Origin of the sequence: Plectonema radiosum NIES-515 (assembly GCF_025753815.1) — a bacterium.
In the GTDB taxonomy this organism is placed as follows: domain Bacteria; phylum Cyanobacteriota; class Cyanobacteriia; order Cyanobacteriales; family Nostocaceae; genus Hassallia; species Hassallia radiosum_A.
In genome coordinates this window covers 1-22,870 of the sequence record NZ_JAOWRF010000369.1, presented here as the reverse complement: position 1 = coordinate 22,870, position 22,870 = coordinate 1, and the positions used below count along the sequence as shown (strand labels likewise).

Here is a 22,870-nt window from a genome sequence, read left to right as displayed (position 1 = left end):
ACGTTTTCATTGACGATTTAATAATTGTGTATTGCGCTATTTTCCTTTATTTAGTTTGAATTTAAACAACAATTGGGCAATCTTATATCCGAAATTACCGTTACTAAGCAAAAACATGGCTGTTAAACAAGATTTTACGGTAAAATTTATTCGTGTACGAATGCGTATTGGCAGTTCAAATTCAAAATTAATTATATGGACTTGCCAATTATTTATCACCCAGATTATGTTGCACCACTGCCTGAAGGACATCGCTTTCCGATGTTAAAGTTCCGGCAATTATACGAACTGCTGTTAGCTGACGGTGTGGCAGAATTACAACAATTTTACATCCCTGAATATCCGCACTCTGAGTTGATCGAGTTAGTTCACACCCGTGAATACGTTCAAGCTTACTGTAACGGAACGCTAGACCCAAAAGCGCAACGGCGTATTGGTTTACCTTGGAGTCCGGCGCTGGTAAATCGGACTTGTGTGGCGGTAGGTGGTACGATACTTACGGCTAAACTCGCACTAACTCAAGGTTTGGCGTGTAATACTGCTGGTGGTACTCATCATGCTTTTCCTAGTTATGGTTCTGGTTTTTGTATTTTCAATGATTTAGCGATCGCCTGTCGTGTCCTTCAGAAACTCAAACTTGCGAAAAAAATCCTGATTGTCGATTTAGATGTCCATCAAGGTGACGGCACCGCTTTTATTTTTCAAGACGACGACAGTGTTTTTACTTTCTCGATGCACTGCGAAGTCAACTTTCCCGGTACTAAGCAAAAAAGCGATCTTGATGTTGCCTTACCAACTGGAATGGAAGATGATGCTTATTTACAAACCTTAGCAAATTACCTACCAGATTTATTGTCAGAAGTCAAGCCAGATTTGATTTTATACGATGCTGGTGTCGATCCCCATGTAGGCGATCGCTTGGGAAAATTAGCTTTAACCGACACTGGCATTTTCCGCCGGGAAATGCAGGTTTTGAGTACTTGTGTAGCTGCTGGTTATCCCGTAGCCTGCGTTATCGGTGGTGGTTATGCGGATGATATGAAGTCCCTTGTCTGGCGTCACTCTTTAGTGCATCGCGCTGCTAGTCAGATTTATCAGCAGTATCGCCTCTAACAAGAGGAGGAGATATAAATATTTACATGTCTACCGAAGCCTAGATGTTTTTGATTTATTTTTACATGATTCTTAATTAGGGACTGAAGTTTAGGGATTAGCAACAGACATGAATGCTATTTCTTCCCCAGTCCCCAAATATCACGTCCCAGCAAAAAATCGTCTAATTCGATACAATTTATAAGCGACAAGAGGCGAGGAGAAGTAAAGTGGTGCTATCAAAAGGCTTTGAGATTGAGATGTACACAGGCACGCCTCAAGGAGAAATTGTCGGACTCTCCGATAAAATTGTGGCATCTTTAGATGGATTTGTGCGGGAGCCAGATAGTCGGAACGTGGAATACATAACCGCACCATTACACAAATATGAGCAGTTATTATGCGCTTTGTTGCGTCCCAGACTGCAACTGCGTAATTACCTGAAACAATTGGGCAATTACACACTGATTCCCGGAAGCACTTTATCTTTGAGTGGCAGCGATCGCTTTTATCGTTCTGACCCCAGTAATCCATATCACGATTACATTGAGCAAACCTACGGAACCAAAGTCGTCACCGCTAGCGTTCACATCAATGTCGGCATTAGCGACCCGGAATTATTAATGCGGGCATGTCGAATTATACGTTTAGAAGCGCCTTTATATTTAGCTTTAAGTGCTTCGTCTCCGTTTATCGATGGCAAGGCAACCGGGTATCACTCCACCCGTTGGGGCTTATTTCCCCAAACACCTGCTAATGTGCCGTTATTTGCCAGCCACGCTCATCATATTGAATGGGTGGAAAATCAACTGGCAGCAGGTAAAATGCAAAATGTTCGTCATTTGTGGGTATCGGTACGACCGAATGGCGATCGCCGTCCTTACGATTTAAATCGCTTAGAACTGCGAATTTGCGACTTAGTAACAGATCCCATCGCTTTACTGGCAATTACCGCCTTGCTCGAAGCGCGGATATTACAGATAATAGAGAATCCGCATCTCGATCCGCTTACCCAAAGCAACTTCTCCGACGTAGAACTGATAACCCTCACAGCAAGCAACGAAGCAGCAGCAGCGTCTGGTAGCCTCGATGCTCAACTAATACACTGGCTTGATGGCAGAAGCATTCTTGCCAGAGATTGGATTGCCGAATTAAGTAATGAAGTTTCGGCGATCGCCAAACGTCATGGCTTTGGCTGTTTCCTTTCACCTTTACACAAAATACTCCGCGAAGGCAATGAGGCTCAACAGTGGCTGCAACTCCATTCTGTAGGTTTTGATCCGACTTGCGTCATTACCCAGGCTATTCGTGCCACGCAAGAACGAGAAATTGAACTAGAAAACAAATTGTGTTCCTCCTTAGTGGGTTAAGATTGCACCCTCTGTGTGGACGTAAATGATCAATTGCTGGTCTGAAAATAAAAAGTCAGTTTCTTTACAGAAAATTTAATCTTTCTTCATAAAAGCCAAAAATACTCCCAGATATTGCTCTGGGAGTATTATTGCTTTGTTTTAAATATCTAATCATTGATATTTATTGAAAAAGATTAATAAAAATTATATATAGATAGGTTCTATACGTAAAAATGACTGTTTTGATACATTGTTTGTATACATTTATCCACTAGCAAATGCCTCAGGTAGTTTTAGTTAATCCGCAAATTCCTCCCAACACAGGTAATATTGCTCGTACTTGTGCAGCTACGGGTACAGAATTACATTTGGTTGGCCCTTTGGGCTTTGAAATTAGCGATCGCTATTTAAAAAGGGCAGGTTTAGATTACTGGCCCTATGTGAAACTGCACTGTCACGAATCCCTAGAAGCGTTTCAAGTTGTACATCAGCAGCGTGGTGGCTCCTTGTTGGGCTTTAGCGTGTTAGGTAGTTTTAATTATGCAAACTTTCAGTTTCAAGCTTCCGACTGGCTGCTATTTGGTAGTGAAACTACTGGCTTACCACCAACAGTTTTGTCTACTTGCGATGCCACTTTGCATATTCCTATGTCCCAGAAGAATGTTCGCAGTTTGAATCTTTCAGTAAGTGTTGCCGTGAGCCTATTTGAAGCCCGTCGTCAGTTGGGCTATTTACAGTAAGTCCGACCAAAAAAAGGATGAAGTATGTTCGCCTTGTTAGTCTTTGCGAACATACTTGAAGTGGGATGACAAGTATTATTTGAAATACATTAAAGTCGGGACTAGGCATTGGGGACTGGGGACTATGAACTGGGAAAACAGAGAAGATATGTATTGGTATTCATACAAGGGGCAAGGGACTGGAAAAACTTCTTCCCCATTTCCCATCCCCGGTCCCCATTTCAAAGAAAAATTCTTGTTTTTCTTAAACAACAATGTTAAATAGTATACTTTTAAAATATTTGTTCACAACTTATAGTGAGAAACACTTACAACTTTGGGTTGGCTTATATAAGAAATTTGTATATAAAGTTGGAGCGGGTGTCCGAGCTGAATGATAGTTTTTCATGAATTTGAAGTGATGTTTTTTGGGGAACAAAATCAATGGGAGCTTGTCTCTTAAAGCATTTGAGCCATTTTTGCCAAAAAGTTGATATTTGAACAGCAAAAAACGGTGTGCGAGTTTATACGGTTGTATTTTAGGGAAGAATCAACGTAAAGTCTCGTCTTGGGAAGGCGGATTGGGTGCATAAGTCTAGAAGATATCTACAGTAGGGGGCATCGCTTTTGTTTGAAGTCTTAGCTAAGTATCTGGCGATCGAGCGCAAATTTTTATTTGTCGAGAAAGCGCGAATGAAAGCAAGATAGACATTAGAGAACGAGATAAAAGCATATATTCCCAGGTTTAGAGCAGTCGAACGGACAAGTAAGCACAGCAACTTGAAAATGAAAAATTTAAATTTTGCAATCGTGAAATGAACTTGTCTAAATCAGAGAAGCAAGATAATCTTGCGTAAGGATCTCTGGTGAGTGTGATCTCGATCTATGGTTCAATGTGATCTAGATCATTGACTAATATCCGAATTAAAGATCGAGGTCAGTTAAGCGCTAGTAGATCATAGGAGGTCGTCTTTGAAACGAGCATTAAAGGAGAAAGTGAAGGCTGTGCTTGAAAATCCCCCCAGTGATGATGCCCCAGCGGAACAGCTAAACGTGGTTAATCCATACTTTAACCGCCAGGTACGGACAAAAGCCGCCATGATTGGTTTGGCAATTTCAATGGGAGCTACCAGCCTCCTGGTGACTCGGCAAGGCGACCAAGCCCAAGCAGCAGATCCTGTAGGCAATCAAAACACAGCCTCAACAATTCCTGCGGCTCCTAACACCGAGGTTAAATTTGCACCCAGGCAAAAACTGGAATATCAAGCTGCCTCATCAGTAAGCGTGCTGGGAAGTCCTCGGATAGTGGAACCAACAGCAATTTCACAAGTGCCTGGGCTTCAAGCTAAGTTGGAACTTGCTGCACCTGTGGTAGCCAGAACAACTACCACAATCCAACAGCCGGTGAATTTCCAGCCACAAGTCGCAGAAAAAGTAAGCATTCCCAAGAGTTATGCTTCCAACCAAAGCGATCGCACTGCAATTGCTGGCGCTCAAAGCATATCGTTGAATGCCCAACCACAAACAGTAGTTTCGGCATCCATTGCTAACAGTGGTGAAGTAAATTCTCAACTGAGGGCACAGCAAGACTTTGCAATCAATAGTTTACAAGAAAAATCGAACCGTTTAAGAAGAAGTCTGGCGGAGTGGCGGTCTGAGGAGACCAAATTATCACAAACAACAAACTCGGTTGCACAGCCAACGATCGCGGCAGAAAAAACACCACAGCTGAATGCAAATAAAATTGGACTACAGCCATCGGAAAATGCTACTGATGCTAGCCAAGCAAGCCTCGTATCCAGGTTAAAGCAGGCAAACGTCAGAAATGCGCCGATCGTACCAGTACCAGCGCCGACGGTCGCGACAAACCCACGCCTCACCCCATCTGGACTTACAGCTTACGAAGTTAAGCCTGGAGACACATTAGGAGCGATCGCTAGCGATCGCGGTACTTCAGTCTCAGAAATAATCAAGGCAAATAATCTCAACAATCCCAACGAACTGCGAATCAATCAAAAACTCACAGTTCCTTTTGCCGAAAACCGCAGTACTGCCATCAAGCCAACAGTCGCAGCAGTTACTCCTGTGCAGTCTGGCAGTGCCCCTGAGATTGTTACCCCATCATCATTCCCCCTTAGTACTGGTTTAACCCCTTCCTCGCCTTCACAGCCATCATTCACGGCTAACAACAGCAGTGTTACCATCCCGACCGCAGTAATTTCTGACAACCAGATTCAAGCAACTGCGATTCAGCCGACAACAGACCTCACCACAGCCCCCGCTTATGGCATCGGTGGTGACAGCCCAATCCCACAAGGCTTGAATCAAATGCAACTGGCGAAAAAGCCGCCAGAGGTAGCACGAGCCAAAAATAATAATCCCCGCCTGCGTAGCTTACAAGACGAAATTGAGAGATTACGGACGAAATACCGCGCTCAACAATCTGGTAACGTAGTCGTACCTACAGAATCCCCAAGCAACGAAGCTGCGGTGCAGATTCCTGTTTCTCGACCAGATAATTTCGCGGTGTCAAATCCCGTTAATAGAGTGAATAATGTTGCGGTGCCGATCCCCGTTCCGAGACCGATACCTAACTATAGCGCTCAACCTGTTCAGCCTCAATTCCGTGCGACTCAACCCACCAACGACGCAGTTAATCCAGACTTCTTTTTTATTAATCAGACATCACGTCAGTCGAATCCTAGCGGCAACAGACCAAGTGTGAGAATTGCCACACCTCCTGCTAATGTTGATGCTTCTACATCCCTTGGCGCAATGCGGGGAAGAACAGTTTCTCCAGATTTCCCGCCTTTAACGGCCGCAGTGGATAGATACTTACCCAGAACGATTGACGAGAATACACCCGCTCCGTCTACAATGACCACTGCTTATATTTGGCCTGCCAAGGGTGTCCTCACCTCTGGCTTTGGGCAGCGTTGGGGACGTCCGCACAGAGGTATTGACGTTGCTAATGGTACAGGCACACCAATATACGCATCGGCTGACGGTGTAATCGAAAAAGCTGGCTGGAATAACGGTGGCTACGGCAATGTTGTCGATATCCGCCATAACGATGGCAGCATGACTCGCTACGGTCATAACAGCAAAATCCTGGTGCAGGCAGGTCAACCAGTCCACCAAGGCGACACAATTGCTTTAATGGGCAGCACAGGCTTTAGTACTGGTCCACACAGCCACTTTGAAATTCACCCATCAGGCAGGGGTGCTGTTAATCCAATAGCCTTCTTACCTCCTCGCGTGTAGTTCCTGGCTGTCTTTTTGGAAAAGATACGGTAAACTCCCTATAAATGCTTTTTATCACCGTTACTAGGGAGCAATGAGCCGGGAGTGGTGAAGATTTTATTTCCTACTCCCTCATCTCTATTACCTAAAATTCTTTTTTGCCTTAATGAACACGAAAAATAATTGAGTTAAAAACTAGCCATGACAAAATTTTTCTGCTATATTTAGGAAGGCATTGAAAAAGTTTGGCTCAGTAGCTCAGTTGGTTAGAGCGTGGGACTCATAAGCCCGAGGTCGTGTGTTCAAATCACACCTGAGTCATTTCCAAAATATGATAATTCAGTAGAGACGTTCCGGCGGAACGTCTGTTTTGACTAGAGACGTTGCACTTGCTAGTCTCTACTGTTTTTCCTATCTGAAATTTGCGGTTATATACCTACTCCCGGACAGATGGAAGAATACCTAAACTTTTTTAACGAACCGCCAAGATGCCAAGAACCCCAAGAAAGATTCATAGAGTAGGTAATCTTGTAGGGGTTCTACAGCTAATCTTTCGCTAAGATGATAAAACTACTTTTGCGATTGTTTTGGTGTCGGGGGGTGGTAATTTGAGGCGATCGCCTAAAATTATCTGTCTTCTAACAAAAGCGATCGCTCTATCCAAAGGAATAGGCTCATAACCAATTAAGACAGCAGTACGACTGTTCTACTAAGACAGAAGTAAAGGTAGTATTATTAAGGACTTAACGCGCTGCCTCTATTTATTCAGCCTGCCGATATGTCAGATCAAAAGCTTGCTGCATCATCACTAAATGGTCATCTTCCTTACCCCAATCCCAACAACCAGAATACCATTCGCATTCGGGGTGCGAGGCAGCATAATCTGAAAAATATTGATTTAGAATTGCCACGCGATCGCTTGATTGTTTTTACTGGGGTTTCTGGTTCTGGGAAGTCCTCCTTGGCATTTGATACCATTTTCGCCGAAGGACAGCGCCGTTACGTCGAATCTCTCAGCGCTTATGCACGGCAATTTTTGGGACAATTAGATAAACCGGATGTCGAAGCGATTGAAGGTTTGAGTCCGGCGATTTCTATCGACCAAAAATCAACTTCTCATAACCCGCGCTCCACAGTTGGGACTGTAACAGAAATTTACGATTACTTGCGTTTGTTGTTTGGACGTGCTGGTGAACCCCATTGTCCGATATGCGATCGCTGTATTGCACCGCAAACTATCGACGAGATGGTTGATCGGATTATGGATCTAAGCGATCGTACACGCTTTCAAATCCTGGCACCTGTTGTCCGAGGCAAAAAAGGCACGCATAAAAAGCTTTTATCAAGTCTCGCTTCCCAAGGTTTTGTCCGCATCCGCGTTAATGGGGAAGTGCGAGAACTATCTGACTCGATTGACTTAGATAAGAATTTTACTCACACCATTGAAGTGGTGATTGACCGTCTTGTGAAAAAAGACGGTATACAAGAGCGTTTGGTAGATTCTCTTTCTACGTGCTTAAAACAATCAAGTGGCATTGCTACCATAGTTATTAGTTCATCTTCTGACAACGAACAACAGACAAGCGAACAAGAATTAGTCTTTTCGGAAAATTTTGCATGTCCCGAACATGGGGCAGTAATGGAGGAATTATCACCACGATTGTTCTCGTTTAACTCACCTTATGGTGCTTGTCCTGACTGTCATGGATTAGGAAGTTTAAGAAGATTTTCGCCTGATTTAGTAGTACCCGATCCAGAAGCACCTGTCTATGCAGCGATCGCACCTTGGTCAGAGAAGGATAATTCCTATTATTTGGAGTTATTATATAAAGTTGGGCAAGCTTATGATTTTGAACTTCAAAATAACTGGTATCAGCTCACAGATGAACAGCGTCAAATTATTTTGTATGGAGAAGATGGAACCACAGAAGCACAAAATAAGCACAGTTATAAAGGGGCAATTCCGATTTTACAGCGACAGTATGAAGGTGGTTCAGAATTAATTAAGCAGAAATTAGAGCAGTATTTAGTAGATCAACCCTGTGAAGTTTGCCGTGGGAAAAGGTTAAAACCAGAAGCTTTAGCAGTGCGGTTGGGACAGTATCGGATGACAGATTTAAGCGGTGTATCGATACGCGATTGTCGTCAGAAAGTTGATGAATTAAAGTTGAGCGATCGGCAAGTGCAAATCGCTGATTTAGTCCTGCGAGAAATTAAATCAAGATTGCAATTTTTGCTCGATGTCGGATTAGATTATCTCACCCTTGACCGTCCAGCAATGACACTTTCCGGTGGAGAAGCGCAACGAATTCGTTTAGCAACTCAAATTGGTTCTGGTTTAACAGGAGTTCTCTACGTTTTAGATGAACCAAGTATCGGTTTGCATCAAAGAGATAATGGACGCTTGCTGCAAACTTTAACTAAATTACGTGATTTGGGTAATACGTTAATTGTAGTTGAGCATGATGAAGAAACAATTCGTGCAGCTAACCACATTGTTGATATTGGTCCCGGTGCAGGAATTCACGGCGGATATATAATTGCTCAAGGTGATTTACAAGCATTATTAACAGCCGAAAAATCATTAACGGGTGCGTATTTATCGGGACGACGAGTAATTGAAACTCCAGCAGAACGACGCGAAGGAAATGGACGAAGTTTGACAATTCAAAATGCCCATCGCAACAACTTAAAAAATATCGATGTAGAAATTCCCCTAGGTAAACTTGTCGCTGTTACTGGTGTTTCTGGTTCGGGAAAATCTACTTTAATTAATGAATTACTTTATCCAGCATTACAGCATCAACTGACAAAGAAAGTTCCTTTACCCAAACATTTAGAAGGAATCAAGGGATTAAATGCTGTTGATAAAGCAATTGTAATTGATCAATCGCCCATTGGACGCACACCGCGTTCTAACCCCGCAACTTATACAGGGGTTTTTGATGTTATTCGCGATGTATTTTCGCAAACAGTAGAAGCAAAAGCTAGGGGTTACAAACCTGGACAATTTTCTTTTAATGTTAAAGGTGGACGTTGTGAAGCTTGCAGCGGACAGGGTGTAAATGTCATTGAAATGAACTTTTTGCCAGATGTTTACGTGCAATGCGAAGTTTGTAAAGGTGCAAGATATAATCGAGAAACTTTGCAAGTAAAGTACAAAGATAAGTCTATTTCTGATGTTCTCAAGATGACTGTTGAGGAAAGTTTAGACTTTTTCCAAAATATTCCCAAAGCTTTTACCCGGTTGCAAACTTTGGTTGATGTCGGACTGGGTTACATTCAATTAGGACAACCCGCAACAACTTTATCTGGGGGGGAAGCGCAGCGGGTGAAATTAGCAACTGAATTATCACGTCGTGCTACAGGAAAGACGCTTTATTTAATCGATGAACCGACTACAGGTTTATCTTTTTATGACGTTCATAAGTTGTTAGATGTGTTGCAACGTTTAGTAGATAAAGGAAATTCAATTTTAGTAATTGAACACAATTTAGATGTGATTCGTTGCTCTGATTGGTTGATAGATTTGGGTCCCGAAGGTGGTGATAAAGGAGGAGAAATTATTGCAGTGGGGACACCGGAGGAAGTAGCGAAGAATCCGAAGTCTTATACTGGGCAATATTTGCAGCAGGTTTTGCAGCAGTATCCGGCAAGTAAGGTAGGTTAGTGAAACGTAACGCACCTGAGATTTACATCTAATTTCATGGTAGGCTTGGGAATATTTAATTTTTGGGCGTTGCTGAATCAAGATATGAATTTGTCTCACGCAAAGTCGCAAAGACGCAAAGAGGGAGTAAGAGACCTGATTTTGCATTAATTCATGGCGAAAATTTATCACAAAAACTCTGCGTCACTCTGTCTTGAAAAGTTGTTCATGGGGGTAACGAACATGACCACACTTATCGAATCGCTTATCTTTGCGCTCCTCTGCGTTAAAAAACGCTACATTAATACTAACAATTAAACGATATTTCTTGCCTTTAATATTATTCTCAAGTTGCTAACTGCTTCCGCTTGAGGATAAACTGTTTCAACTTCTACCAAATTTCTCTTTTTTTGCTTTACTGGCAATTCCGTACCAGTCCCATACGTGCTTCACAGCAATCAGCATGTTCTTTGCACACTTTTCGTAGCTTTTTACGACTAATGATGTGCATTAAGTTATAATCTGAAAGTTTCGCAGATTTTCAGGTATGAGATTTTTGTTACTCTTGATTAAACGGACATTAGCTCACTCAACTTCGCTAATCATCCTATGCTATGCGTGCTAAAGCTAAATCACGAATTAACGGGACTCTGGAACTAATGTAAGCACTTATGGCGCTGGTTTCTTCATTGGTAAGGAATTTCTTGTTTTCCAACTGCCTTAGTAGCTGCTGAGTTAGTTCCGCATCATTGAATCCCAAAAGAATATTGGTCTGGGTTTCCTCAATCACAAGCCAAATCTGACGTAATATCGAAGAGTTCATCGGATATATCCCTACTGCTACAGCTTGTTCTCTGGTATAAGCATAACATTGCTTACCAGAATCTAAAGAAAATCTTAAGATATATATTTGCGATCAAACCTGAAAGTACGCAAAAGTTAACTAATTAGATGAAAATAATTCGGTTTACCGCTTTCTCCTTTGCGGATAAACTGACTCAAAATCTCACTAGGCTTGCGATCCCAGGTATCGATATGCTCATATATGAGATTATCTGAGTTCAGTTTGTAAGTAGAGTAGCCATTAAAAAATATATGCGCTTTCCAAGGAACACGCAAAATTCCCCGAACTGTCCACTTTGCCAAAATAGTATCTTCAGCTTCTTGATGCACCTCATGCAGGTCGAAATAAATCTGCGTAAAAAATAATTGAGCGTGAAATCGCAAAGTCCAAAAGATAATGCGATAGTTTAATTTGCCTTTAAATTTATTTACTGGGTCGCGAAAATAGACATCCTGGGTATAGATGTCGTAGGAAATATCCTGCTGAAAAAGTGTTGGTAAATCGTGTTTGAGAGTTTTAATTACCTCTTGCATATGATATTGATATTTCATGCGATCGCTCTCTAAATTTGCTCACATCACCTAAAAAACGGTGAAAATTAACCCTCTAAATCTAATCATAAGATAGTTATCATCGAAAAATTTTATACATATAATTTTAGTTGCATTTATATAAATACCGATTTGTGATAAATTCACAGCAGACAAACGAAAAAAACAGTGTTTTCGAGATTTAATTATGACTTCCCTATCTATTCGGCGTATTGTTTTGTCTTTTTTACTCCCGGCAACTTTAACCACTCTAACTTCACTTTCTCTAATCATAAACAGTCTTGGCGCTCAACAGCTAGACACACAGCCATCAGCGACGACACCCATCAAACAAATAACTCAGGCAGTTGCGGATGTCTATATTTGGCAAGGTAATGTTAAGTTCGATTTCAAAGCAGCAAAGATTAATGCCACAGCAGATAAAGCTGAAGTATTTCCTAAAGAACGTAAAGTTGTTTTGACTGGGAATGTAAAAATCCTTAAAAACGGAAAAATTCAGGAAGCTGATACAGTAACGTATTTGTTTAAAGAGCAAGACAAATTTAACTTGACTGGCGATAAAGTGATAGCATCAAATTTCAAGTAATCGGCAGATATTTGGTAGTTCGCGGCTTCAGCCCTATAGATTATTCTTGTTACGGGGGCTGAAGCCCTCACTAGGAAATATTTCTCCAAAACTTCAGCAAATTATGCCAATTTGAAGATAGCTTACTGTTGCTAACATTATCTGCACTCAAGTCAGACAAAGAGGGAAATGAGGCACTTTGAGCATAAGCATTATTTTGCAATACCTTAGCTAAAGCGTTATTATTGTCTCGCAAACCTTCGTAAAAAAAGAATACCTCTCCAGAAATACCGCGATCGCGGTTGTACTCAATTGCCTGCATCAGATATTCTGCACTTATCGAGTAGTTTCCCAACTTCATCAAAATTCCCGGTGCTAACCTCGACGACATCACTGCAAACTGCTTTTTTACCAACTGATCGATAATAGATTTGTAACTTAGGAAATCACGACGATAAATCTGCGGATGGATGGTATCTACTATTTTCTGCTCCAACCATTTGGGAGAGTCTTGGAGATATTCTTTCAATGCCCAATCATGAATATTTGGAGCCATTGATACTAAAAGGTTGGGATTTACCGCTTTGACTTTTTGATAAAGATGCGCTAAAAAGTCGGTGAGAATATTTGCTCGCCATTGCAACCATTGCTTATCTTGAGGGTTTCGTGGCGGATTTTTCCGAAATTGCTGCTGGTAAAGTTGGACAGTTAGGTGGTCGTAACCTCCCTCACTAGGCAAAGCTGGCAGGCGATCGTCTCCTTGAATCCCATCAACATCATAATTCTTGACAACTTCTAAAACCAAGTTCAACATAAAATTTTGCACTTGGGGGTCAAGGGAATTGAGCCACTCAAAGCCGTTTTTATTGACTAAATTGCCATCGCGATCGCGTGCACCCCATTCAGGTTTTTTCTCCAGCAACATCCCACCATTCAAATTGTAAGAACTGGCAAAGCCGTATTCAAACCAAGCAATGACTTTTAGCCCCACCCGACGTGCTTCTGCAATCACTTCTGCTAAAGGGTCACGACCGACAAAAAGCGGGTCAATTTCCACACCAAAAGTCTGCTGCATCACTTGACTAGGATACAGCGTTAGCGCCTTAGTCCAAACCACGGGAAATACTACATTAAATCCTGTCTCTGCGAGGAAATCCATCGCTTCAGCAATGCGTTCCCTTGACTTGAAAACCTCACTACCAGTAGTCGGAAGCCAAACGCCCCGCGTTTCAATTATTGTCATTTCTCAAACACCAAAACTCTCAGCGCCGCACTCTTTATACCATTTAACTTCAGGCTAACATAATTTAATTTCTTTAATTTATTTATGTTTATACCAAGTTATACGTATGATTTACATCTATCTTTGGGCTAATTTTCTCATGATAATCCTCAAATATTCCTTCGAGCAAACTATCTTTTAATAGAGTTCATAAAATATGATACAAAACTATAATTCCAACATCTGTACTTTCCCAGTCAATATTTTCTTTAACCTCAATTAATTATGTCTGTAATCAAAGACTCTTGGCAGCACGAATATATCACGACTAACGGAATTAGACTGCACTACGTTACTCAAGGGGAAGGTCCTTTGATGTTAATGTTGCATGGATTTCCAGAATTTTGGTACTCTTGGCGGCATCAAATACCCGAATTTGCGGCATCTTATAAAGTAGTTGCTGTTGATTTGCGCGGCTACAATGATAGCGACAAACCAAATCAGCAATCAGCTTATGTGATGGATGAATTTGTCAAAGATGTCAAAGGAGTAATTCAAGGATTGGGATATGAAAAGTGTGTTTTAGTCGCACATGATTGGGGAGGAGCGATCGCCTGGAATTTCGCTTACGAATATCCCGCAATGGTAGAGCAATTAATAATACTCAATCTGCCTCACCCCGCCAAATTTGCCCAAGGTTTCCGCACTCTTCAACAGTTGCTACGCAGTTCTTATATCTTCTTGTTCCAATTGCCTTTCATCCCAGAATTATTAATTCAAATGGGAGATTATCAACCAATTGAAATGGCTTTTAAAGGTATGGCAATTAATAAAAGTGCTTTCACCAAAGCAGATATTGACGCTTACAAAGATGCCGCAGCTAAACGCGGTGCTTTAACTGCAATGTTAAACTATTACCGCAACGTTTTTCAACTCATATTGCTAAATCAAAATTGGGGTATTTTAGAAGTGCCAACTTTAATGATTTGGGGAGAAAAAGATACCGCGCTGGGTAAGGAACTAACTTATGGAACAGAAGCTTATGTGAGAGACTTTCAAATCAAATATATTCCCAATTGTAGTCATTGGGTGCAGCAAGAGCAGCCTGAGTTAGTTAATCAGTATATGCAAGAATTTTTGTATATTAAATCATAAGTAATTAAATAATTTATTTCAGTAGAGAGAATTCTCTTATCTCTACTGAAACTTTTTGATACTATCAACTCAGTCAATTCCCTGTTGATTTATTTAGGAATAAATACTGCATGAATATTGAAATATAAATTATGTCGAATAATTTATAATCTTAAAAATATTTAACAAAAGAAACTTACTGAAGTTAGCTAATCAGCCAGAACTGAAAAAGCAAAAGTATTTATCAAAATTTTATCTATTAAATCTATAGCATTTTTCTATGATTGTAAAACTCGATACATATCACAAATTAATTGTGTAGTCAATCTGTATCCTCAAAGAATTTAGTGAGATAATAGAAATCGTGAGGAACAGAACGGATGCAACAAGCGTTGCAAAGAGGAAAAATTATGAAACTTAAGTTATTAGCAGCTTTAATCTTGGCAACTCCCCTATTTTTTGCGAATGTAGTTAACGCTAAAAATCCGCAGGATTTACAAAAACTGCTTACAACTGGGGAATGTGTTAAGTGCAATCTATCAGGAGCCAACCTCAGTGGTGCTCATTTAATTGGTGCTGACTTGAGAGGAGCAAATCTTGAAGGTGCTAACCTCAAAGGTGCAAATCTTGAAGGTGCTGATTTAACTAGTGCGAATTTGGGTGGTGCTAACCTAAGTTCGGCTTATCTTACCAATGTCGATTTTAAGCAAGCTAATCTGAATGCGGCAAATTTGACTAAGGCGACAATCCATGATTCTAATGTGTATCAGGCATCAATGAACAATTTAAACATTGCTGATGCTGACATATTTTACACAGGCATCGGTATCGGGGGTGAAGATGCACAGGTTCCTGATTGGCGCTAAGTTGAATTTGGCTGGCATTTTAAAATACAGCAGCCTATCGTTCTAGTCGAATACACTTAGAGACTATTCTGTGCTACGTCTCTACAAGGAGAGGGGCTTTATAGTACATCATTTACCTGAAATCTGCTGTAAAATACTGGCTGGCGGTTTTTGGGGGTAAGACGTTCCACCGGAACGTCTCTACTTGTTTGCTTAAAGCCGTCTGTTTTTTGCTGTGATTGGTGCGAAAAATATATCAGCGATATATTTATTGTTGATTAAGTCGAATACACTCAAGTTTTCAAAGCGCTTCAGCCACTACTACATAATAGTCTAAAAATCAAGACATTGTGAATAAATAAAAATTTTTCTGAACTATAAATATTAATACCAATCAGTTAAGTCGCGATCGCAGCTTAAGATAGCTTTAATATCATGTAAAATCGGCGTTTAGACTTGTATAAGTAAGAGGAGGACTGGTTTTCGCATGATTTGTAGTGATTTGAGCGCGATGCTCCCTTATAGAGCCTTCTAGGGGCGATCGCTCTTAACTTACACAATGCTGGATAACTACCTGACAAGGATTCGAGTTGGATTTATGGAAATCAACGAACGAATCCTCACTTTGAACGAGGGCAAAGCTGCCTTCTAACTTATATCTTACTACTGGGTTTCTACCTTGTAGTTGATGAACTAGTGGAAACAGGCAACTATGGTAATAGCAAACGGAAACTTTTTTGTACTCTATAATCAGTCGTGGTGATTGGTTGTAACTGTCCGGATGAGACTCACTCAACTGTTGTAAAAATTATGGAAGCCCAAATGCAAGAACCGGAATACAAGGAAACTAAGTCCCCAGAAGCAACTATGACAGATATCAACAATCAAACAGGAACCATAACCAAAATCCAGCCCACGGTGGAAACTCAGGATCAATTGCGACAATACGGAGAACAAGTTTCGCAATTTTTGGCAACACTGCCCGAATACCTGGGAAACTTCTTCAATGACTATAAACAGCCGCTAGTTAGCATTGGTTTAATTTTGGGAGCAATCGTAAGCGTCAAGGTACTCTTGGCAGTATTGGATGCTTTGAATGATATTCCTTTAGTAGCACCTAGCTTTGAGTTGATTGGTATTGGATACTCTGCCTGGTTTGTTTATCGCTATTTACTCAAAGCCTCAACTCGTCAAGAGTTAAATAGTGAAATCACCACGCTCAAATCACAAGTTGTCGGCAAAGACGCTTAAAGATTGAGCACCTACCCTGTAAGGGTAACGCTAGGTAGAGCGTGTTTTCAAACCCCAAAAGCCTTCATTGCCTTAGCCTGAACAAAGGCTGTGCTTCAACGCTCTTAACCCGATGCTAGGTTGCCAGAGGGGTCATGTTCCTCATCGGGTGTTGGAGCTTGGTGTTTTATCGAATAAAGGATGAAGGATAATGTATAAATTAAATTTTTATATACTTTATCCTTCTCTTATCCCAGACCAAAGAGAACATATTTTATGGTTCGCACATGCTTAACTTATTGTGGCGATACTCTTGTAGGGAGTGGTTGCTGCGATCGCACGATATTTTCAGATTGAATTGGTTGTAGCCTTCCCATTCGCACTAAAGCTTGATGAACCATCGCTGCTACCTCACCACGGGTAGCTTCTCTGTTGGGAGCAAAGGTGTTTGGGTCTGGATAGTTTACCACAAGATTATTTGCCGTAGCAGCCGCTGTCTTGCCAATGGCATAGTTAGGAATATCTTTAGCATCTTTGAAGACGCTTAAGGTCTTATCACCAGAAGTAGGTTCTTTCAAATTCAATCCACTGACAAGGGCTACTATTACTTGCACTCGCGGAATTTTTTGGTCTGGTTTGAAAGTCTTGTCAGGATAACCTTTGAGAAATCCGGTGTTGATAGCTTGCTTAATTGCTGGATTTGCCCAGTAATTTGATGGGATATCGTTAAAAGCGATCGCATTTGTGGCAAGCTTATTATTGAACGCTTCTTCTAGTATCGCCGCAAATTCCGCACGAGTTACAGGCTGATTTGGTCTAAAAGAATAATCCGGAAAACCCTTAATAATCCCACGAGAAGAAAGAACATTAATAAATCGTCTTGCCCAAAAGTCCTGTGGCACATCGCTAAATGCAATTGGTGGTGGAATTGTGGACTTTTGCTCAGAGGGAGTCACCACGCGAAATGGTTCAGTAATGTTAGGAGAAGGTGACAATTGCACCTGTGGTGGTGCGGCAGGAGCAACCGGAAATGGCAAAATTAGCGTCGGAATCGCTCCTGGAGATGGATTTACTAAAGTAGGTTCATTTACAGTAACAGGTGGAGCCAACGGCGGCACAGTATTTAAATTCGAGTTTGCATTTGGTTGTATCTGAGTCGTAGGGGGAACCGCAACAGACGCACTAGGAGAGGGTGACGGCAAAACGCTGAAGTTCCAGCCAGAATCTTTGCGCGAAAATGCCCAAAATAATACTGCCCCAATAGTCGCAAAGGCAACCAAAATGGCAATGAATTCATCAAAGCCGAGGGCATTTCTTTGAGATGACTCTGGATCGTTTGGTGTGTTTGTCATCGTAATTACCTTGGTAAAGGTAAAATCTGTATCTAAACAAATTAAGCCATAGATGGCACCTTTACACCACTGTTTTATTAGGATTCGGGATTTTACCTGGCTGAATGCGATAAATCAATGATTTCTTGCAAAGCGATCGCATTCTGTGATGTTGCCTCGAAAAGCCGATAAAATCCTTAGGTAAGTAATTTGCCGAAGATGATATAATTTATTCCTTGAAAGTCCCTTAAGCAGCGATCAAACACACGGCGATTGATGCCTTGGTCATGCAAGATTTTGTGAGAAAATCTAAAAATTGAAACAAATACTTACGATATTAAGCAAACTCATCAGCGAGAACTTTGGCGGTAAGCGCATCACCATTATTGCGTCAAAGCTCACAGGAGAATACACATATGGCTTCGTAACTCGCTACTTCCGACTGGCGATCGCCAACGTCCTCTCCAATATCATGATACCACTAGCAAATTTAGTCAGTGTCATCTTCTTGGGTCATCTAGAGGAAATCCACCACCTAGCTGGAGTTGCCCTAGCTGGAAACCTGCTTAACTTTCTCTACTTCGTTTTAGCCTTTTTACGGATGGGCACCACCGGGGTAACAGCACAAGCTGTAGGACGAAATGACCGAGAGGGTGTGTTGTTGGTGGGACTGCGTAATGGTTTAATTGCTGTTGTGCTGGGTGGAGCGATCGTACTGTTGCAGTACCCTTTGGGATATTTGGGGTTTGCTTTGCTAGATGTCGCTCCAGAGGTTAAGGCTTCAGGTCTTTCCTATTTTAACACCCAGATTTGGGGAGCGCCTGCGATTTTGCTCAACTTCGTCCTGCTTGGCTGGTTTCTGGGGCAGGAAAAAAATGGCTTAGTTGTGCTGTTGTCGGTCGTGGGTAATGCTGCCAACATCGCACTCGACTACCTGTTTATTATCCACTTGGGCTGGGAAAGCATGGGGGCAGGAGTGTCTTATGCTACAAGCCAATATCTGTCTCTATTGGTGGGATTGATTTTTTTGTGCAAAGAAATCCAGTGGCAAGAGTTACGAGAGGTAGCTGGAAAAATTTGGGACACCTCAGCTATACGCTCCACCTTGACTTTCAATGGAAACATCTTTATTAGCAATTTAATTCTGATGTTTACCTCCTTAATGTTTAACTATCAGGGGGCACAGATGGGGACGATTATCTATGCTCAAAATGCCTTGCTCTTACAGATATGGAATTTGAACTTCTATTTTGTAGAAGGATTGGGATATGGCACAGAAACTCTGGTCGGAAACTTTAAAGGAAAAGGAGCTTCACAACAGTTAGTACCCCTGGTTGGAGTTTCTATCTTAACTGCTCTGCTGGTGGGACTATCTTTCAGCGGAGTGTGTTGGCTATTTCCTGATACGGTTTTTGGGTTGTTAACCAACCACACTGAAGTCACCGAAAACATTCATATTTTTGTTCCCTGGTTGCTACTTGCCCTGATATGCAGTTCAATAGGTTACATGCTAGATGGGTACTTCTTGGGTTTAGCAGAAGGGGATACTCTCCGCAATGTTAGTTTAGTTGCTCTTGCCGTGGGATTTTTACCTGCGGATGTAGCCGCGATTAAGTTTGAGAGTAACCATATTTTGTGGCTGGCTTTTCTTTTGTTCGACGCAATCAGAATGGTAATGCTTGGGGTACAGTTACCCAGGACATTTGCTCGTGATGTTGAGGATGGTAGTGTCTCCCTTCCCGCTATAGAAGCAAATCGCGACTTTCCTCTAAGTATAGAAGAAATTTGACTAAATAATAAGGGTTTCAGGCGATGATGATTAGACATCGACCGAATTTAAATATGGGTTGCCCGAAACCTTTGTAGAGACGATTCTGTGCTACGTCTCTACATTCATTTTCACGTCTATATCTATTGAAGTTGACGAGAGCGATCGCTTGCCTCACCAAGAGAACTGATTTACAACCCTATTGCTCAATAAGCAGATAATACCGGCATTCTGCGGGATTGTATACACTCGCTTAAATGAACGGATGGTAAGCCTTCTAGAAATCTTTTCGGTCTACTGAATTTAGCTACTCAATCTTTCATCTCCAGAAAACAATGTAGAGACGCGAAATTTCGCGTCTCTACAAGAGTTGTGAACAACGCATAGTTCATTTTCACGACGTTTGTCTAATAGACATCTCCAGAAAAAACGTAGAGACGTAGCAATGCTAGGTCTCATCAAGGGTTTCGGGCAACGTATAATTAAATTTTGGAGATGTCTAATTATTATTTATCTACCATCAAGTTAGTGTCATCAACCTCTTCAAAAACTAATTGTTTGATATAATCACTGATCTGATAGGTCTGCAAAATAGCTGGGGGTAAATGTGCTGCACCCTGAATGCGTCCCACGCATCTTTCAGTTTTGCAGTCACAATCAAACTCTTGAGCCATAGACCATTCCGTAGATGGGTAGAAGAAGGTCATTTCTTCACCCACCTCAATCTTTCTCAGACAGGTGGCAACCTTCTTTGTAGTGTCAAAAAAAACATTGGGGTCGCAACTGTGATTTATATAGTGTAAAAACTCTGGAGTGAACATAATATGTTCTTCCTCATTCAATTGCACTGTCAAATAGTTTGGATCTGTCAATATTTCTTTAGTTCTAAGATTGGAAATAATGTCACCTGGTATAAAGTTCACAGTTGCATGAAGCGATTTGTCACCAGTTAAAAGACATTCCCAAACTTCAGCAAAAGATGACACTTTAGTGACTTGATGTTGGGTAGTAGTTAGCTCTTCGTTGGTAGAGAATATCTGATTTTTCATCGAATAGTCACAAATGAATTTTGTATGGAATAATCAAGACAATATATCTTCCTACATTTTGGGGCTATTTTCAATCTCAATTTTTAATTGTGAATTCTTTAACTTCTTTTCCCGCTGAGTTACGGAATTTCCTGATATTCCGCGAATGATACCTCGACAATTGAGTGAGCCACACTGACAGTCAAATTCCAAGAAATTTTCATCGTACAATGTGGCATAGTCTAAGGTCAGTTCCTCACCCGCAGTAATATCTCGTATTGCCACATAATCAAGTCCCTGAATAGCAATGTTAGGGTCGCAAGAGTGGTTTTGCGGACTCCATTCTGTTGGATTATCATCCCACAAAATGAAAACTTCTTCACTAATGGGATAGGCGTAACGTCGAAAATCTTCTTTTTGGATCGCATTCCAATGAGATTCGACATAAGAACGAGTGACAATTTTTTGCGATCTAGCTTCTCCTGTAAATATAACTTCACCAGATTTCAAATCCTTCACCGCATAGATGCCATAGCCGGAAATCTGATTATTCCGCACTTTATACTTCTTTTGGCGCCGTTGGTGTCTGGCAATTCCTTCAGCAATAATATGTTTGAGAAATCCATCTAAACCAGTCCCGTCAAATTTCAGGATATAGTCAGCAGAATTTTCGGATACTTCACCACAAAGAACAGTGCATGGTAAATTAATTTCCAAAAAAAATACTTCTCCTTTCCCATTGATTCTAAAGTCAACTCGAGCATATCCAGTCGGATTGATCGCCAAAAAAATCAGCTTTGTCGCTTCTCTTAAACGTACATCAAGTTGCTCGTCATCACAAGGAACGTAGCACTGTGGATGATGTTGTTTATGCTTTAGATCATAGGTTTTAAAATGCTCTCCTTTGGGAAATAAAAACTCAACAGGTTTATATACCACAGGTGAGCCTGCATCGTCTGGGTTAGCTGCTATCAGCACGGTCAGTTCGCGTCCATCAATATACTCTTCAATCAAAACTCGCTCAAAGTTAGCCAGAATATCCGCAGCTTTGCTCAGAAGTTCTTCTTTTGTTGTTACATAAGATTTATTGTCAACTCCCAGACTGTCCCCTGTTTCTACAGGCTTCACAAATAGGGGAAATTTTAAATTCTGAAAGGTGTTTTCCACATCAGCTAAAGTTTCAGCTACTACAAACGCTGGTGTCTTAACTCCCATCGATTCAGCAACATATTTTATTACATCCTTGGGAGGATCATACGGACTTGGTTTAGGACCCGTGTACGGTAAGTTGAGGTCTTCTAAGGCAGTAGCAACATCGTAAGAAAAGGGAATATCCCAATCTCGATAGCCCTCAATCAGGTTGACAAAAATATCGTACCCTTGCTTTTTTAGTTCTTTTAACTGACGATAGGCTATGGTTTTATTGAGAAATACATGGTCTACTTGATCTTCGGGTAATAGATAAGACAGGTTGCGAGGTGGGTCATAGTTTTTATAGTCTAATGTCGATTGAGAATAGTCAGGTTGCAAAACGCAAACTTTCATATCAATTTCCTAAAGTGTCAAAGTTACGATGTATTCAAAATACATAGATATGTAAACTTTTAGCAATACCTTCGCCAATTTAGGTGATTATCGATAATTTATGACGTGGAAAAACTATTTGCACTTCACTGCCGATCTTTTTTGCCGGATAAAGAAAACCGAGTTCTTAATTTTGGATAAAGTTGAGCTAAGTGTCTTTTGATAACCAAAAATAGCCTTCACAGCACTCGCAGCAAACTAGGAATGCTGTCTATGGCATCTTGTGCGTGGATTTCTGCCAACGCTTGCCGAAAATTGCCTTCGGGCACATCGTGGGTGACTACAACAATTTCTGCTAGTTCTCCTTGAAAACCTGTTTGCACGATAGATTCTAAGCTGACGCCATACTTGCCAAAGCAAGTGCCCAATTTGCCGATTACTCCGGGGTGGTCTTTTGTGAGGAAACGGACGTAAAATCGGGTAATTAGTTCTGCCATTGGTACAATTTGGCAGTAATCCTGATGAGCGCAACTTAATAAGGGATTTGGGGTGGTTGTACTAGTTTTTAGAGCCGCAACTAAATTTAAAATATCTGAGGATACTGCACTGGCTGTTGCTCCAGCACCAGCACCGGGACCAAAAAACATTACCTGTTTTAAGGGTTCGCCTTCGACGAGAATGGCGTTATAAACGCCGTTAATGCTGGCTAATGGATGTTCTTTGGGTACTAAGGTGGGATGAACTCTGATGGAGAGGGGGGGAGGGGAGGAGGG

General features: G+C 41.3%; 17 protein-coding genes and 1 tRNA gene. 11 read left to right on the top strand and 7 right to left on the bottom strand.

Going from position 1 to position 22,870, the window contains the following annotated elements:
* Window positions 1-195 precede the first annotated feature (195 nt).
* The 6 genes from OGM63_RS26015 to uvrA all read left to right on the top strand — a co-directional run bounded on the left by OGM63_RS26015 (window position 196) and on the right by uvrA (window position 10,076).
* Complete coding sequence (locus OGM63_RS26015) at window positions 196-1,113, top strand: histone deacetylase family protein (RefSeq protein WP_263748602.1); 918 nt, start codon at window positions 196-198, stop codon at window positions 1,111-1,113.
* Window positions 1,114-1,322: 209 nt separating this feature from the next.
* Window positions 1,323-2,462 (top strand): glutamate--cysteine ligase, encoded by a 1,140-nt coding sequence (gene gshA / locus OGM63_RS26010; protein ID WP_263748601.1) that lies wholly within the window; start codon window positions 1,323-1,325, stop codon window positions 2,460-2,462.
* A 260-nt stretch (window positions 2,463-2,722) separates the two neighbouring features.
* Window positions 2,723-3,184, top strand: coding sequence for a tRNA (cytidine(34)-2'-O)-methyltransferase (locus tag OGM63_RS26005; protein WP_263748600.1), 462 nt, complete (start codon window positions 2,723-2,725; stop codon window positions 3,182-3,184).
* Window positions 3,185-4,135: 951 nt separating this feature from the next.
* Entirely contained in the window at window positions 4,136-6,427 is a 2,292-nt protein-coding gene (locus OGM63_RS26000) for a peptidoglycan DD-metalloendopeptidase family protein (RefSeq protein WP_263748599.1), read from the top strand.
* A 226-nt stretch (window positions 6,428-6,653) separates the two neighbouring features.
* Window positions 6,654-6,727, top strand: a tRNA-Met gene (locus OGM63_RS25995).
* Window positions 6,728-7,184: 457 nt separating this feature from the next.
* A complete protein-coding gene (gene uvrA, locus OGM63_RS25990) occupies window positions 7,185-10,076 on the top strand; it encodes an excinuclease ABC subunit UvrA (protein WP_263748598.1) in 2,892 nt (963 codons plus the stop codon).
* Between the two features lie 586 nt (window positions 10,077-10,662).
* Here the strand turns inward: uvrA and OGM63_RS25985 are convergent.
* Window positions 10,663-10,878 carry a hypothetical protein gene (locus OGM63_RS25985; RefSeq protein WP_263748597.1) on the bottom strand — a complete coding sequence of 72 codons (216 nt, stop codon included), beginning with the start codon at window positions 10,876-10,878 and terminating at the stop codon, window positions 10,663-10,665.
* Window positions 10,879-10,994: 116 nt separating this feature from the next.
* Window positions 10,995-11,450, bottom strand: coding sequence for a C6orf136 family protein (locus OGM63_RS25980; protein WP_263748596.1), 456 nt, complete (start codon window positions 11,448-11,450; stop codon window positions 10,995-10,997).
* A 187-nt stretch (window positions 11,451-11,637) separates the two neighbouring features.
* Between OGM63_RS25980 and OGM63_RS25975 the strand changes: the two genes are divergently transcribed.
* Window positions 11,638-12,036: an LptA/OstA family protein gene (locus tag OGM63_RS25975; protein ID WP_263748595.1), complete on the top strand. Its 399-nt coding sequence runs from the start codon at window positions 11,638-11,640 to the stop codon at window positions 12,034-12,036.
* A 70-nt stretch (window positions 12,037-12,106) separates the two neighbouring features.
* Here the strand turns inward: OGM63_RS25975 and OGM63_RS25970 are convergent, their stop codons facing one another.
* Entirely contained in the window at window positions 12,107-13,249 is a 1,143-nt protein-coding gene (locus OGM63_RS25970) for a glycoside hydrolase family 10-like protein (RefSeq protein WP_263748623.1), read from the bottom strand.
* 273 nt (window positions 13,250-13,522) lie between these two features.
* On the opposite strand from OGM63_RS25970, the gene OGM63_RS25965 reads away from it, so the two are divergent.
* From OGM63_RS25965 to OGM63_RS25955, 3 genes are all read left to right on the top strand, one after another.
* Window positions 13,523-14,392: an alpha/beta fold hydrolase gene (locus OGM63_RS25965; protein WP_263748594.1), complete on the top strand. Its 870-nt coding sequence runs from the start codon at window positions 13,523-13,525 to the stop codon at window positions 14,390-14,392.
* A gap of 389 nt (window positions 14,393-14,781) precedes the next feature.
* Entirely contained in the window at window positions 14,782-15,237 is a 456-nt protein-coding gene (locus OGM63_RS25960; RefSeq protein WP_263748593.1) for a pentapeptide repeat-containing protein, read from the top strand.
* A gap of 789 nt (window positions 15,238-16,026) precedes the next feature.
* Window positions 16,027-16,467, top strand: coding sequence for a CAAD domain-containing protein (locus OGM63_RS25955; RefSeq protein ID WP_263748592.1), 441 nt, complete (start codon window positions 16,027-16,029; stop codon window positions 16,465-16,467).
* A gap of 275 nt (window positions 16,468-16,742) precedes the next feature.
* Here the strand turns inward: OGM63_RS25955 and OGM63_RS25950 are convergent, their stop codons facing one another.
* Window positions 16,743-17,798: an S-layer homology domain-containing protein gene (locus tag OGM63_RS25950; protein ID WP_263748591.1), complete on the bottom strand. Its 1,056-nt coding sequence runs from the start codon at window positions 17,796-17,798 to the stop codon at window positions 16,743-16,745.
* Between the two features lie 364 nt (window positions 17,799-18,162).
* Here OGM63_RS25950 and gntT point away from each other — a divergent pair, with 364 nt between their 5' ends.
* Complete coding sequence (gene gntT / locus OGM63_RS25945; RefSeq protein WP_375340527.1) at window positions 18,163-19,566, top strand: guanitoxin biosynthesis MATE family efflux transporter GntT; 1,404 nt, start codon at window positions 18,163-18,165, stop codon at window positions 19,564-19,566.
* A gap of 485 nt (window positions 19,567-20,051) precedes the next feature.
* On the opposite strand, the gene OGM63_RS25940 is transcribed toward gntT, so the two are convergent.
* The 3 genes from OGM63_RS25940 to OGM63_RS25930 form a co-directional block, all read right to left on the bottom strand.
* On the bottom strand, window positions 20,052-20,609 hold the full coding sequence (locus OGM63_RS25940) for an SET domain-containing protein-lysine N-methyltransferase (RefSeq protein WP_375340526.1): 558 nt from the start codon (window positions 20,607-20,609) through the stop codon (window positions 20,052-20,054).
* A gap of 36 nt (window positions 20,610-20,645) precedes the next feature.
* On the bottom strand, window positions 20,646-22,118 hold the full coding sequence (locus OGM63_RS25935) for an SET domain-containing protein-lysine N-methyltransferase (RefSeq protein ID WP_263748589.1): 1,473 nt from the start codon (window positions 22,116-22,118) through the stop codon (window positions 20,646-20,648).
* A gap of 218 nt (window positions 22,119-22,336) precedes the next feature.
* Window positions 22,337-22,870 (bottom strand): ACT domain-containing protein (locus OGM63_RS25930; protein ID WP_263748588.1); only part of this gene is annotated, 534 nt, incomplete at its 5' end.